The organism is Streptomyces sp. NPDC031474 (assembly GCF_055581185.1).
This window is the reverse complement of sequence record NZ_JBVIJX010000007.1, coordinates 483,752-497,623: the sequence shown is the minus strand read 5'-3', so window position 1 is coordinate 497,623 and position 13,872 is coordinate 483,752. Positions and strand designations below refer to the sequence as shown.

Annotated in this window: 7 protein-coding genes and 2 pseudogenes; 4 read left to right on the top strand and 5 right to left on the bottom strand. The window is 70.9% G+C overall.

The window, feature by feature from the left end:
- Positions 1-126: 126 nt before the first annotated feature.
- The 3 genes and pseudogenes from ACZ5SK_RS17470 (at position 127) to glpK (ending at position 4,475) form a co-directional block, all read left to right on the top strand.
- Positions 127-1,740 (top strand): annotated as a pseudogene (locus tag ACZ5SK_RS17470) (EAL domain-containing protein).
- A 416-nt stretch (positions 1,741-2,156) separates the two neighbouring features.
- Positions 2,157-2,906, top strand: coding sequence for an MIP/aquaporin family protein (locus ACZ5SK_RS17465; RefSeq protein ID WP_334583159.1), 750 nt, complete (start codon positions 2,157-2,159; stop codon positions 2,904-2,906).
- A 48-nt stretch (positions 2,907-2,954) separates the two neighbouring features.
- Entirely contained in the window at positions 2,955-4,475 is a 1,521-nt protein-coding gene (gene glpK / locus ACZ5SK_RS17460; RefSeq protein WP_334583160.1) for a glycerol kinase GlpK, read from the top strand.
- Positions 4,476-4,625: 150 nt separating this feature from the next.
- Here glpK and ACZ5SK_RS17455 read toward each other — a convergent pair whose 3' ends face one another.
- From ACZ5SK_RS17455 to ACZ5SK_RS17435, 5 genes and pseudogenes are all read right to left on the bottom strand, one after another.
- Positions 4,626-5,231 carry a GTP-binding protein gene (locus ACZ5SK_RS17455; protein ID WP_334583161.1) on the bottom strand — a complete coding sequence of 202 codons (606 nt, stop codon included), beginning with the start codon at positions 5,229-5,231 and terminating at the stop codon, positions 4,626-4,628.
- Positions 5,212-8,867 (bottom strand): annotated as a pseudogene (locus tag ACZ5SK_RS17450) (hydantoinase B/oxoprolinase family protein). Before ACZ5SK_RS17450 ends, ACZ5SK_RS17455 begins: the two are co-directional and overlap by 20 nt.
- 24 nt (positions 8,868-8,891) lie before the next feature.
- Positions 8,892-9,287, bottom strand: a complete 396-nt coding sequence (locus ACZ5SK_RS17445; RefSeq protein WP_334583162.1) for a DUF742 domain-containing protein — start codon at positions 9,285-9,287, stop codon at positions 8,892-8,894.
- Positions 9,288-9,296: 9 nt separating this feature from the next.
- Positions 9,297-9,728, bottom strand: coding sequence for a roadblock/LC7 domain-containing protein (locus ACZ5SK_RS17440; protein WP_334583163.1), 432 nt, complete (start codon positions 9,726-9,728; stop codon positions 9,297-9,299).
- Entirely contained in the window at positions 9,725-12,646 is a 2,922-nt protein-coding gene (locus tag ACZ5SK_RS17435) for a sensor histidine kinase (protein ID WP_361701562.1), read from the bottom strand. Before ACZ5SK_RS17435 ends, ACZ5SK_RS17440 begins: the two co-directional genes overlap by 4 nt.
- Positions 12,647-13,048: 402 nt before the next feature.
- Between ACZ5SK_RS17435 and ACZ5SK_RS17430 the strand changes: the two genes are divergently transcribed.
- Positions 13,049-13,726 carry a hypothetical protein gene (locus ACZ5SK_RS17430; protein ID WP_468156866.1) on the top strand — a complete coding sequence of 226 codons (678 nt, stop codon included), beginning with the start codon at positions 13,049-13,051 and terminating at the stop codon, positions 13,724-13,726.
- The last annotated feature ends 146 nt before the right edge of the window (positions 13,727-13,872 follow it).

Below are 13,872 nucleotides of genomic sequence, written 5' to 3'. Positions count from 1 at the left end.
AGGGAGCCTTCGGCGTGACACGGCCGTCCAGCCGACCTTTCACAGGCACTGCGATCGCCCCGGAATCCTGTGTGAACGTCTCATGAACTGCGCCTGGGCGCGCGCCCGCAGCGCCACCATGCTCCCGTGCACTCCTGGACGGACACCCTCCGCTTCGCCTTCCAGCCGGTGGTCAACCTGCCCACCGGAGGGGTCGTGGGGCTGGAGATACTTGCCCGCCCCGAGGCCGGCGACATCCTGGCACGGGCTCGCCGGGAGCCCGAACTCGACGGTCGGCTAGCCGTGTTGGCGGTTCGCGCGGCGGTTCGCAAGGAGACTCTGCTGCCCCTGCACGTGAACGTGTTCGCCGGCACCCTGGCCGATCTCGGCGGGCTCACCGCGCTGCACGACGCCGTGCGCGAGGCAGGGCGGCTGCCATGGGAGGTGACGCTGGACGTCGTCCCGCCCTACACGCACGTTCCCCAGGCCGCGCTCCTGGAGGCCGTGGCCGCACTCCGGGGCCACGGCTTCCGGATCAGCGCGGACGGGGTCGGGGACGGGGACACGCACCCCTGCGGCTGCTCGTCGGCATCGCGCCGGACCTGGTGAAGCTGGACGCCTCACTCCTGGCACGGCCCGCGGCGGTACGCGCGATGCGGACCCTGTGCGACGAGCTGAAGGCGTTCCTGGTCGTCGAGGGTGTGGAGACCCAACGGCAGTGCGCGGCCGCGCTGTCGGCGGGGGCACAGCTGGCGCAGGGCGCGCTGTTCGCGCCGCCCAGCCGCTTGCCCGCCGCCGACGTGTACGTTCCGCCCCTCGGCCGCGGCCCTGTACCGGCGCCCCCGTCGGGGCCGTCGGTGCGGGAGTTCGTGCGGCCGGCCGCGCTGCTGCCCGCGACCGCCTCCGCCGGACAGGTACGGGCGCTGCTCACCGGGGCCCCGGATGTGTCCGGGGCGCTGCCCGTGGACCGAGAGGGGGTTCCGGTCCGCTCGGTGCACCGGCCGCGCTTCCTGCTGTCGATGTCGCGGACGCTACGGCCACGCCCTGTACGCGGACCGCCCTGCGGCCAGACTGGGCGATCCACCGCGGACGGTCGGGGTGGAGGCGACGGCCTGGGAGGTACTGGACGTGGTCGCGGTCGGCGACCGGGACCGCACCTCCGACGATGTGGCCGTCGTCGATCGCAGCGGGCGATGCTTGGGCGTGGTCCGGCTCGCGGACCTCGTCCGGGCGCCGGCCGAGACCCGGGTCGAGGAGGCGGCCGGGCTCAATCCGCTGACCCGGCTGCCCGGCTCGGACGCGATCACCGGGGAGGTGGACCGGCGGATCGCGCAGGGGCGGACGTTCGTGTTGGGCTGGCTGAACATCGACCACTTCAAGCAGGTCAACGACGAGACCGGGTTCGCGGCGGGTGACGAGCTGATCCGGTCGGTGGGAGCGGCTCTGCGGATCGCGGCGACAGGGCATGCGCGCTGGGGCCACCACGCGCGCGTGGGGCACATCGGAGGGGACGACTTCCTGGTGCCGGCCGATCCGGAAGGCCTGGATCCGCTGGCAGCCTGCGTGCTGGACGCGCCCTGGTCGGCAGGCGGACGCCCGGTCACGCTGTCGCTGGCCTTGAAGAAAGCTGCGAAGTCGTTGAGCGGCGCGAGTTGGGTCGTGGGCCACGCCGGGCCGGCCGGATACGAGATCCGGCGCCGGTCGCAGCCGACGGCTCCTGCGGGTACGGGCGCGGTCGGGGAGGAACCCGGGAGGAACTGACCCTGACGGTCGGGAGCCCACACGAGGCGGCCGGGCCGTGGAAGCCGCCCCCGGTGCTGGGCTCGGATGGGCGCCCTCTCCCCCGGGCGCCGCTCCCCCGGGTGTCGGCTTTAACGGTCCGTGCTGCGCATCCCCAACCGTTGCTGTCGGCCTCCTTGACGCTCTCTGGGCACCGGTGAACACTTCCCGGTGTCAGCCGACATCGCCGTACATTCTCGGCGTATCCAGGCGCGCGCCAGGGGGACTTTCCGATGAAAGTCCCGCTCCCCCACAGGCGATTCGGCTACGACGGCACGCTCGTCACGGACGCCGGGTGGGGCGCGGGATCTCCCTGCCCCGGCCGAAGCAGCCACGGGAACCGCACCCTGCACGGAACACCGGGGTCGATCCGCCTCGGACCGGGCCAAGGAGCCGCCATGAGCAACGGAGACATATTCGTCGGCGAGGTCATCGGTACCGCGATCCTCATCCTGTTCGGCGCGGGAGTCTGCGCGGCCGTCACTCTCAGGTACTCCAAGGCCCGGGCCTCGGGATGGGTCGTGATCGCCTTCGGCTGGGGGTTCGGCGTGCTGGCGGGGGCGTACACCGCTGCACCGCTGTCGGGCGGGCAGCTCAATCCGGCGGTCACCCTCGGCATCGCCGTCGACACGGGCAAGTGGGGCAAGGTGTGGGTGTATCTGCTGGGCCAGATGGTCGGTGCGATGCTGGGGGCCGTCCTCGCGTACCTGGTGTACCTCGCCCAGTTCCAGGCGAACGTCCAGCAGCAGGGCACCACCGAAGGCACGGCCGAGGAGCCCACTCCCACGCTGGGCATCTTCTCCACCATTCCCGAGATCCGGAACCCGGTCGCCAACCTGATCACGGAGATCATCGCGACGATCGCCCTGGTCCTGCCGATCCTCGCCTTCGGGCTGACCAAAGGGCTCGGCGAATCCGGAACCACGGTGCTGATCGTCTCCCTGCTCGTCGTCGGCATCGGACTCTCGCTCGGCGGGCCCACCGGCTACGCCATCAACCCGGCGCGCGACCTCGGCCCGCGCATCGTGCACACCTTCCTGCCCATCCCGAACAAGGGCACCTCGGACTGGGGTTACGCCTGGATCCCGGTCGTGGGACCGCTCGTCGGCGGAGCGCTCGCGGGGCTCCTCTACAACGCGGCCTTCTGAATCGTCCGACACCCGCGCAGCCTTCTCAACCCAGCCCAAGGGGTAGCCATGACGGACACCGCCGAGAAGTACGTCGCCGCAATCGACCAGGGCACCACCTCCAGCCGCTGCATCGTCTTCGACCGCAACGGCGCGATCGTCGCCGTCGACCAGCGTGAGCACCGCCAGATCTTCCCCAAACCCGGCTGGGTGGAGCATGACGCCACCGAGATCTGGTCCAAGGTGCAGGCGGTGGTCGCCGGGGCGATCGCCAAAGCCGGGCTGCGCGCGGACCAGATCAGCGCCCTCGGCATCACCAATCAGCGCGAGACGACCGTGCTGTGGGACCGCGCCACGGGCAAGCCGGTGCACAACGCGATCGTGTGGCAGGACACGCGTACGGCGGCGCTCTGCAGTCAACTGGGCGGATCCGATGGGCCGGACCGATTCCGTGAGCAGACCGGGCTGCCGTTGGCCAGCTACTTCTCGGGGCCCAAGGCGGCCTGGCTGCTGGACAACGTGCCGGGCCTGCGGGCGCGCGCCGAGCGCGGCGAGATCGCCTTCGGCACCATCGACTCGTGGCTCATCTGGAACCTCACCGGAGGCACCGACGGCGGCCGGCACGTCACCGATGTCACCAACGCCGGACGCACCATGCTGATGAACCTGGAGACCCTCCAGTGGGACACCTCCATCCTGTCCGCGATGAACGTGCCCGAGGCCGTCCTGCCGGAGATCAGGTCCTCCGCCGAGGTGTACGGCACGGCGGTCGGCCAACTCGCCGGTGTGCCGGTCGCTTCGGCGCTGGGCGACCAGCAGGCGGCGGTGTTCGGCCAGGCCTGCTACGACGTGGGCGCGGCGAAGAACACGTACGGGACGGGGAGTTTCCTGCTGCTCAACACCGGTAACCGACCGGTGCCCTCGAAGAGCGGGCTGTTGACGACGATGGGGTACAAGATCGGCGGTGAGGCGCCTGTCTACTGCCTGGAGGGTTCGATCGCCGTAACGGGTGCGCTCGTGCAGTGGTTCCGGGACCAGCTCGGCATCATCCGTACGGCTGATGAGATCGAGAGCCTGGCGGCGAGCGTCGACGACAACGGCGGCGCGTACATCGTGCCCGCGTTCTCCGGGCTGTTCGCGCCGTACTGGCGGTCCGACGCGCGCGGTGTGGTCACCGGACTCACCCGCTACGTCACGAAGGCCCACCTCGCACGGGCGGTGCTCGAGGCGACGAGCTGGCAGACGCGCGAGGTCGTGGACGCCATGTTCCAGGACTCCGGGGTGCGGATCACGACCCTGAAGGTGGACGGGGGCATGACCAAGAACAACCTGCTGATGCAGCATCAGGCGGACGTGCTCGGCGTTCCCGTGATCCGGCCACGGGTCTCCGAGACGACCTGCCTGGGCGCGGCGTACGCGGCGGGCCTGGCCACCGGCGTGTGGAACGACCTCGACGAGCTCAAGACGCACTGGCAGAAGGACGCCGAGTGGTCTCCGGCGATGGAGGCGTCGGTGCGCGATCGCGAGTACCACAATTGGCGCAAGGCCGTGGAGAAGAGCTTCGGCTGGCTGCAGGACGGTGAAGGCTAGTGCGTGCGCGTGCAGCTGATCCACTGCACGCGCGCGTGTGTCTCGCTTGTGCCACACGCGCGTGCGGCTCCTCGCGCCGCGCTTCCCCCTGAACCACGGCCCGTACCCCAGTCGGCGGGGGTACGGGCCGTGCCGGTCGGCGGCCGTCCCTCAGGTGGTGACGGCCTGGCGACGTTCGGCGCCGTAGTCCATCGCGTGCTGGACCACGCCGACCAGAACGTCCCGGACCGACCTTCGGTCACGGGCGTCGCACAGCACCACCGGTACGCCGTCGTCGAGGTCGAGGGCCTGGCGCACGTCTGCCTCCGGGTACCGGGCGCCTCCCTCGAAGCAGTTGACGGCGATGAGGAAGGGGATGGAGCGCCGTTCGAAGTAGTCGACGGCGGCGAAGCAGTCCTCCAGGCGGCGGGTGTCGGCGAGCACGACGGCGCCGAGTGCGCCCTCGGAGAGCTCGTCCCACATGAACCAGAACCGTTCCTGGCCGGGCGTCCCGAACAGGTACAGCACCAGATCCTCGCGCAGGGTGATGCGGCCGAAGTCCATGGCGACGGTGGTGGTGTGCTTGCCCTCGACGCCGGTGGTGTCGTCGACCGGGCGGCCGGCCTCGGTGAGGTACTCCTCGGTGCGCAGCGGCTTGATCTCGCTGACGGCGCCGACCAGAGTGGTCTTGCCCACGCCGAAGCCGCCGGCCACCAGGATCTTGAGCGTGACGGGCTCGACCGGGGGCTTGCCGCGCTCAGAACGCCCGAAGATCATCGATCACTTCTCCTGCTTGATGGCTTGACTGGGGGTGTGGGGCGGCGGGCCGTAGCCTCCGCCTCCAGGGGTCTCGATGACGAGTACGTCGCCGCGGCCGACGTCCACGGAGTCGCTGCCGCCGAGCCGGACCACCGTGCCGTCCGCGCGCTCCACCCGGTTGGCGCCCAGCGCGCCGGGGGCGCCTCCCGCGAGACCGTACGGGGGGACCCTGCGGTGCTGGGACAGGGTGGAGACGGTCATGGGCTCGTGGAACCGGATGCGGCGGACCGCGCCGTCCCCGCCACGCCATCGCCCCGCGCCTCCGCTGCCGGGCCGGACCGCGAACTCCTCGAGCCGGACGGGCAGCCGCCACTCGAGGACTTCGGGGTCGGTCAGCCGGGAGTTGGTCATGTGGGTCTGGACGACGCTCGCGCCGGGGAAGCCGTCACCCGCGCCGGATCCGGAGGCGACGGTTTCGTAGTACTGGTGGCGTTCGTTGCCGAAGGTGACGTTGTTCATGGTGCCGGAGCCCTCGGCCTGGACGCCGAGGGCGGCGTAGAGGGCGCCGGTGATCGCCTGGGAGGTCTCCACATTTCCGGCCACGACGGCGGCGGGCGGTTCGGGCGAGAGCAGGGAACCGGGCGGCACGACGATCCTCAGGGGGCGCAGGCAGCCGTCGTTGAGCGGGATGTCGTCGGCGACCAGGGTCCGGAAGACGTACAGGACGGCCGCGTTGACGACGGAATAGGGCGCGTTGAAGTTGGTGGCCAGCTGCGGTGAGGTGCCGGTGAAGTCGACGGTCGCGCAGCGGTTCTCGCGATCCACGCGCACGCGTACCCGGATGACGGCGCCCGAGTCGGTCTCGTAGGCGTACGCGCCGTCGTCCAGGGCGTCGATGACGCGGCGCACGGCTTCCTCCGCGTTGTCCTGGACGTGCCTCATGTAGGCCTGTACGACGTCGAGCCCGAAGTCCTCGATCATGCGGGCCACTTCGTCGACGCCTTTGTGGTTGGCGGCGATCTGGGCGCGGAGGTCGGCGAGGTTGGTCCGGGGATTGCGCGAGGGGTACGGCGCGTCGGTGAGGAGACGGAGGGTCTCCTCTTCGCGGAATCGGCCGTTCTGCGCCAGCAGCCAGTTGTCGAAGAGGATGCCCTCCTCCTCGATGGTGCGACTGTCCGCCGGCATGGAGCCGGGGGCGATGCCGCCGATCTCGGCGTGATGGCCGCGTGAGGCGACGTAGAAGAGAAGCTCTTGCTCACTCTCCGTGACTTTGGTCTGCTCGGCTGCGCCGGCGCCGAAGACGGGGGTGATCACCGTGACGTCCGGGAGGTGCGTGCCCCCGTGGTAGGGGTCGTTGACCGCGTAGGTGTCGCCGGGGCGCATGGAGGAGCCGCGGCGGCGGATGACCTCCTTGACGCTCGTCCCCATCGATCCCAGGTGGACGGGGATGTGCGGGGCGTTGGCCACCAGGTTCCCGTCGGGGTCGAAGAGGGCGCAGGAGAAGTCGAGGCGCTCCTTGATGTTGACGGACTGGGCCGTGGACTCCAGTCGGGCGCCCATCTGTTCGGCGATGGACATGAAGAGGTTGTTGAAGACTTCAAGAAGAACCGGGTCGACTTTTGTGTCGAGATCGGAACTCTGCGTAATCGCCGCGCGTTCCATGACCAGATGCCCGTCGTGGCTCGTCGTGGCCTCCCAGCCGTCGTCGACCACGGTGGTGGCACTGGCCTCGGTGATGATCGCGGGGCCGGTGACGATCTCGCCGGGAGGGAGGTCCTCGCGGCGGTGAAGGGGTACGTCGCGCCAGGCGCCGCCGGTGTGGAGGCGGACGGTCCGGGGTTCGGCGGGGTGGCCTTCGTACGGGGCGAGGGCGGACAGATCGGGGGGTTCGGTGATGCCAGTGGCTTCCACGGAGAGTGCTTCGACGACGATCGGGCGGTCGAGCGTGAAGGAGTACGTGGCGCGATGACGTTCTTCGAAAGCCCGCCTCATCACGGCGGGCTCGGTGAGCTCGACGGTGAGGGCGGTGTCGGTGCCGTCGTAGCGGAGCTGCGCGCGGCGGGTGATGCGGACGCGGTCGTCGGGGATGTCCTCGGCGCGCAGTTCCGCGCGGGCCGCCGCCTCCAGATCGTCGGCGGTCTTGAGGATCGCGGGCAGTGCGGCGGCCTCCAGGGGCGCCTCCACGGACTGTTCGCGCATGGCTGTCGTGTCGGCGAGTCCGATGCCGAGCGCGGACAGCACGCCCGCCATGGGCGGCACGAGCACGGTACGGATGCCGAGCGAGTCGGCGACCATGCACGCGTGCTGTCCGCCCGCACCACCGAAGGTGGTGAGGGCGTAGCGGGTGACGTCGTGGCCCTTCTGGACGGAGATCCGCTTCACCGCGCCCGCGATGTTGGCGACGGCGATCTGCAGGAAGCCCTCCGCGACCTGCTCCGGCGTGCGGTCGTCGCCGGTCTGCTCGTGGATCTCGCGCGCGAGGGCGGTGAAGCGGTCGCGCACGAGGGCGTCGTCGAGCGGCTGATCGCCGTCGGGCCCGAACACCTTCGGAAAGTGGGCGGGTTGGATGCGGCCGAGCATCACGTTGGCGTCGGTGACGGCGAGCGGGCCGCCGCCGCGGTAGCAGGCCGGCCCGGGGGCCGCGCCTGCCGAGTCCGGTCCCACCCGGTAGCGGGAGCCGTCGAAACGGAGGACGGATCCGCCGCCCGCGGCGACGGTGTGGATGTCCAGCATCGGGGCGCGCAGCCGTACGCCCGCGATCTGCGTGGTGAAGACGCGTTCGTACTCGCCCGCGAAGTGCGAGACGTCCGTGGAGGTGCCGCCCATGTCGAAGCCGATGACCCGGTCGAAACCCGCGAGCTGGGACATCCTGGCCATGCCCACGATGCCGCCCGCGGGCCCGGACAGGATGGCGTCCTTGCCGCGGAACTGGCTCGCCTCGGCAAGTCCTCCGTTGGACTGCATGAACATCAGTCGCACACCGTGCAGCTCGTCGGCGACGTGCCGGACGTAGCGGCGCAGCACGGGCGACAGGTAGGCGTCGACGACGGCGGTGTCCCCGCGCGGGACGAGCTTCATGAGGGGGCTGACCTCGCTGGACAGCGAGATCTGCGCAAAGCCCGTGCGGGCGGCGAGCTGCCCGACGGCCTGTTCATGGACGGGGTGGAGATGGCTGTGCATGCACACGACGGCGACGGCCCTGATTCCGTCGTCGTACGCCTCCCGCAAGGGGCCCGCGAGGGCGTCCAGGTCCGGGGCGCGCAGGACGCTGCCATCGGCGGCGATGCGCTCGTCGACCTCCAGGATCCGCTCGTACAGCAGCTCCGGGAGCTCGATCCGGCGGGCGAAGATGTGGGGGCGGTTCTGGTAGGCGATGCGCAGCGCGTCGCGGAATCCGCGGGTGATGACGAGCAGCGTGCGCTCGCCCTTGCGTTCCAGCAGCGCGTTGGTCGCGACCGTCGTGCCCATGCGGACGGTCTCGACGGCGTCCGGTGCCCCCGCCAGGAGGGCACGGACACCGGCGACCGCCGCGTCGGCGTACCGCGCCGGGTTCTCCGACAGCAGTTTGTGCGTCAGCAGCCGGCCGTCGGGGCGGCGCGCGACGATGTCGGTGAAGGTGCCGCCCCGGTCCACCCAGAACTGCCAGCCGGTCACGTCCTCACCTCGCTTCCGCGCTGCTCACAGCGCTCGGAGGCCGTTGATCACGTCGCGCAGAATACTCTCGTCGGGCAGTTCGGCAGGGGGGACAGGTCGGTTCACATGGACGAATTCCGCGTCCACGAGGTCTCCGACCAGGACCCGCACCACTCCGATGGGCAGGTTGAGTCCGGCGGCGAGTTCGGCGACCGACTGCGGCGCGTCCTGGCACAGCTCCACGATGCCCACATGCTCCGGGGACAGCCCGGGGTCCTGTTCCGCCTCGTCGGCGTGGGCCTCGGCCACGACCACCGCGATCAGATCCAGGCGGTGCTGCATCGCACTGGTGGTACGGCCGCGCGTCATGGCGTACGGACGCACGACCGGTCCGGCCTCGTCGTCGAACCAGCGGCTGTTTCCCTGACCGTCTGTGCTCATGCCATCCCACTACCCGCCCGAGGGCAGATCGGTGCGCGGGGTGGTGCCCAGATGTACGCCGACCCGCTTGACGAGGAGCGTCATCTCGTACGCCACCTGCCCCACGTCCGAGTCCGCGTCCGAGAGGACGGCGAGGCAGCTGCCGTCACCGGCGGCCGTGACGAACAAAAAGGCGTCGTCGAGTTCGACGACCGTCTGGCGGACGCTACCGGCCTCGAAGTGGCGACCGACGCCCTTGGCGAGGCTGTGGAAGCCGGAGGCGACGGCGGCCAGGTGCTCGCCGTCCTCCCGGGACAGGTCCTTGGACACGCCGGTCGGCAGGCCGTCGCCGGAGAGGACGACGGCCTTGCGGATGCTGGCGACACGTTCGACGAGTTCGTCGAGGAGCCAGTTGAGCTCGCCGTTGGTGGTGCTGTGGCCGGTCGCCTTCGGTGCGGTCATCGACCGTCCCCCTTTGTCGTTCCTTGTGGTGCTGTGCCGCTGTGGGCGTCGTCGCCCTCGGCGTTCTCTACGCGGCCACGCTGCCAGCCCCGCTGGAGCGAGGCCATGCGGCTGCGTACCTCGTCGGCGTCCCGGTCCGCGGGGTCGGCACGGTTCTCGGTGCGCGGATCCGGGCCTTGCCGAAGTTGCGGGGCCAGGTTCGCCTGGCGCACGCGCCGCGGCAGCGCTCGGGTGCCGGAGCCGTCGTCATGAGGCACGGTTCCCGGGTTCCGGGTGCCGCTGCCCCGCTCACCGGCCTGTGCGCTCCCGTGCGTCCCGGGGGCTGCGGTCGCCGCGCGCACGGCCGTGTCGTCGGGGCCGGTGGGCAGCGCGGGGGTCTGCCGGCTGCGCCGTGGGAGAACTGGAGACGGGGGCTGCTCGTCGGCACCGCGCCCGGGGTGTTCCGGCAGTGCGGGCCGGTCGACGGGGCCGCCGTTGCGGGGGATCTGTGCCGTGGTGCCGCGGCGGCGGGACGGCAGAGGCGCCGGGCTTTCGCCCTCCACACGGCGGGGGCCGGGCCTGGCCGGGGGCTCTGTGTCCGTCTCCGCCCGCCGGGGCCGCTGTTCCGTGACCGGGCGCCCGTGCGAGCTGACCAGCTTGGGCGTGCGCGAACCGGGCAGCAGCGGTACCGGGGCGGCCGGGTCGTCGCTGGCCAGCCCCTCGGGGTCGCCGAGGCCGTCGGGCAGCCTGCGGTGCTGGTCGAAGGCGCCGGCGGCCGGCTCGTCCTCAGCACGGGTGAGGGAGCGGCGCGGACGGAACAGGCCGCCGTGCTCGTCGTCCTCCTCCAGCGCGGCCGGGAAACCTCCGAGGGCGTCCAGGTCGACGGGGGCCTCCAACTCGACGGGACCGTCGAGCATCGAGGCGGGCAGGCCGGGAAGCTGCACCGAGGCCGCAGAGAGCGCGGCCCTGCGGGTCTCCCCGGACTCCGGCTCCTTCGGGGGCCGAGGGCGGTCGAGGCGGAAGCCGATGCCGTTGGTGTCGGGGACGTCGTCGGTCAGCAGTGCGTCGGGAATGAAGACGATGGCGGTCGTCCCCCCGTACGGCGAGGGCTGCAGGGAGACGCGGACGTTCTGCCGCTGGGCGAGCCGGCTGACCACGAACAACCCGAGGCGATCGGTGTCGGACAGCTCGAATTCCGGTGTCTCGGCGAGCCGGAGGTTGGCCTCCAGGAGAGCCTCGGGCGCCATGCCGAGGCCACGGTCGTGGATCTCGAGAGTGAAACCGTTGGCGACCCGGTCGCCGAACACCTGGACGGCGGTGTGCGGCGGGGAGAACACCGTGGCGTTCTCCAGGAGTTCGGCCACCAGGTGGGTGAGGTCGGCGACGGCCGGGCCGGTCGCCGCAAGGCGGGGCAGGCGGCGGACCTCGATGCGTTCGTAGTCCTCGACCTCGGCGACCGCGGCACGCACGATGTCCATGAGCTGAACGGGCTTGCGCCACTGCCGGGAGGGGGCCGCGCCGGAGAGGATCACCAGACCCTCGGCGTGCCGGCGCATGCGGGTGGTGAGGTGGTCGAGGCGGAAGAGGTCGGCGAGTTCCTCGGTGTCCTCGGTGCGACGCTCCATGGTGTCGAGCAGGGTGAGCTGCTTGTGCAACAGGACCTGGCTGCGGCGGGCGAGGTTGACGAAGACCTCGGAGACGCCGGCACGCAGCTCGGCCTGTTTGACGGCGGCCTCGACGGCGGCACGCTGGAGGGTGTTGAGGGCCTGGCCGACGTCGCCCATCTCGTTCTTGTCGTATTCCAGCCGCGGAACCTCGGTCTCCACGTCGACCTGTTCGCCCGCGGACAGGCGGCGCATCACGCTGGGCAGCCGCACACCGGACGCCTCATGGGCCTCCAGCCGAAGCTGACGCAGGTCGCGGATGAGGCCGCGGCCGATGCGCACGGACAGGACGAGGGAGACGAGCAGGGCGATCAGCCCGAAGACACCGGCGACGACCGCCTTGACGATGACCTCCGTCGCCACCGGACCGACACGGTCCTGGTAGCGGTCGTTGGCCTGCTCGTCCAGGGTGCCGAGCTCGTCGAGGACGTTTCCGGCCGCGGTGTCCCAGTTGCGGGCGCTGACGCCTCGGGGCAGGCCGCCAGGTGTGGTGGCGACGACAGCCTGTTCGACCGTCCGCAGCGGGGCGGTGGTGGCGTTCTTCCAGAAGCTCTCGTAGCGTTCGCGCTCCGCGGTGGGCAGTTGGGCGAGGCTGATGTCGTAGACCACTGTCCGCTGGGCCGCAAGGTCGGAGACGTCGCGGATCTCCTCGCGGCTCAACTTGCCCACGACCAGGGCGGAGCCGAGCAGGGCATCCTCCTGGGAGAGCAGTTCACGGGCGCGGGCGACGCCGACGAGCGCGCGGTACTGCTTGTCCATCTCCACGCTGTCGACCACGTCCATCTTCGCCAACAGGGCGTAGCAGGGGTCGATCAGCTGGGTGTAGAGGTCGAGGGCCTGGGCTCGGGTGACGGTGCCCTCCTCGACGCTGCGGCGCAGGGAGTCGACGCCGTCGAAGGCGTCGAGAACCGCGGTCAGGCTCTCGCCGTCCTCCTGGTCGAGGACGTCGCGTACGTCGGGGTCCTGGGCGTTCCCCCGGATCTCGGCGAGTGCCTCGTCGGTGGCGGTCCGGGTGCGGCGCAGCGCGGACAGCGCGTCGGAGGCACGGGGGTCGGCGAGGTAGACGAGGGTCTGGCGGCGTTCCTGCTGGACGACGCGGACGGTGTCCTCGATGGGGTAGCCGACCTTCTCGACGAGGGACGACATGGTGAACAGACGGCTCGCCTCACGTCCCGTGAGTACCGTGGCGAAGCCCCAGATCGCGGTCAGGGAAACCAGCGGCACGAGGAGCAGCGCCACGATCTTCCGGCGGATCGACTTCCCGCGAAAGCGCATGGCCTCCCCCAGCTCGAACCCCCACCGACAGGGGGTACGCATGTGCGTCAACAAACGGCGCGAGCCTACTACCGACGCACAGGTAACTCGAAGAGCGGTCCGGAAGCTGAACTTCCGTACCGAGGGCGAGACATGGTGTGTTGTCCGGGCATTGTGGGAGATTGCCTCCCCGAATCCGGTGCGCGACCGCAGGCCGGATCCGACCGGCTCTGTAAACGAGTTGGCCAGAATTTTTCGCAACGCGGGAACATTCGGGGCAGGTCGCTCGTCCTACTCATTGGGAATTGGGGGCGGAATCGGCCACACGAGCCGTATGCCGCACCTGGGCGGCGTAAATCAGCGCAAGCCGGGCAGCCACTGGGGAGCCGGGTCTTCGATCCGGAGGCGAGCGGACTGCTGGCGGTGGGGAGTGACACGGTGATGGGCACGGCGGAGCGGCGTGAGGCACCCGAGGACGGCGCGGCGGCGCGCGGTACCGCGCTGCGGGATCCCGAGGCACGGGATCGCGACATTCCCGCGAACAGGCAAGTGACAGCGGATCGGCGCGACGGTTCGACGGGCACGCGAGAGTCGACCAACCGCGGTGTTCCGACGGCCGCGAAGTCCGTCGGCGCGAAGCGAGAGGGCGCCCGGCAGCCCGGTGCGGCCGGCGCCCCCGGTGCGGCCGCCTCAGGACAACAGCGGGCGTCCTACCGGCCGTTGTGGGTGGAGGAGCCGGCACGTCGACGCCGAATGCCCGATCCGGTGCGTACGGCGGCCGTGCGTGCGGTGCTGCTCATCGCCGTGACACTGATTCAGGCGATGGTCGCCTTCCTGTGCACACTGGCCGGATCCTGGCTGGCCTTCCCCATGGTGATCAGCGGTGTGGTCAGCACGGTGCTGGCCACCTGGGGCGCGCTGGACGTCTGGGTGACGCGGCAGGTGTGGAACCAGCGCAATGGCGTGGTGTCGACACCGAGCAGCACGGCGCGTTCGTTGCGCCGCGAGCGCCGCCGGGCGCGACGGCAGGCACGGGTGGCCGAGCGTCAGCAGGAGCGGATACGCAGGCAGAGCGGCACCGGGCAGCTGTCCCACTCCTGAGGCCGTCCGACGCGTCCCTGATGCGAGCGGCGACACGCTGACGCGGTCGGCGGCTCATGAGCATCGACGAGTTCGACTACTCGTGGTCGGCGGCGGCACGGGCGCGACGCCCGGGCCGAGGCGGGTACCTGGTCCCGGACTCGATG

What these genes read in the sequence shown, in the direction of transcription:
- ACZ5SK_RS17445 (WP_334583162.1), bottom strand. Translation starts at nt 9,287, where the DNA reads ATGAGCACAGACGGTCAGGGAAACAGCCGCTGGTTCGACGACGAGGCC.
- glpK (WP_334583160.1), top strand. Translation starts at nt 2,955, where the DNA reads ATGACGGACACCGCCGAGAAGTACGTCGCCGCAATCGACCAGGGCACC.
- ACZ5SK_RS17440 (WP_334583163.1), bottom strand. Translation starts at nt 9,728, where the DNA reads ATGACCGCACCGAAGGCGACCGGCCACAGCACCACCAACGGCGAGCTC.
- ACZ5SK_RS17435 (WP_361701562.1), bottom strand. Translation starts at nt 12,646, where the DNA reads ATGCGCTTTCGCGGGAAGTCGATCCGCCGGAAGATCGTGGCGCTGCTC.
- ACZ5SK_RS17455 (WP_334583161.1), bottom strand. Translation starts at nt 5,231, where the DNA reads ATGATCTTCGGGCGTTCTGAGCGCGGCAAGCCCCCGGTCGAGCCCGTC.
- ACZ5SK_RS17465 (WP_334583159.1), top strand. Translation starts at nt 2,157, where the DNA reads ATGAGCAACGGAGACATATTCGTCGGCGAGGTCATCGGTACCGCGATC.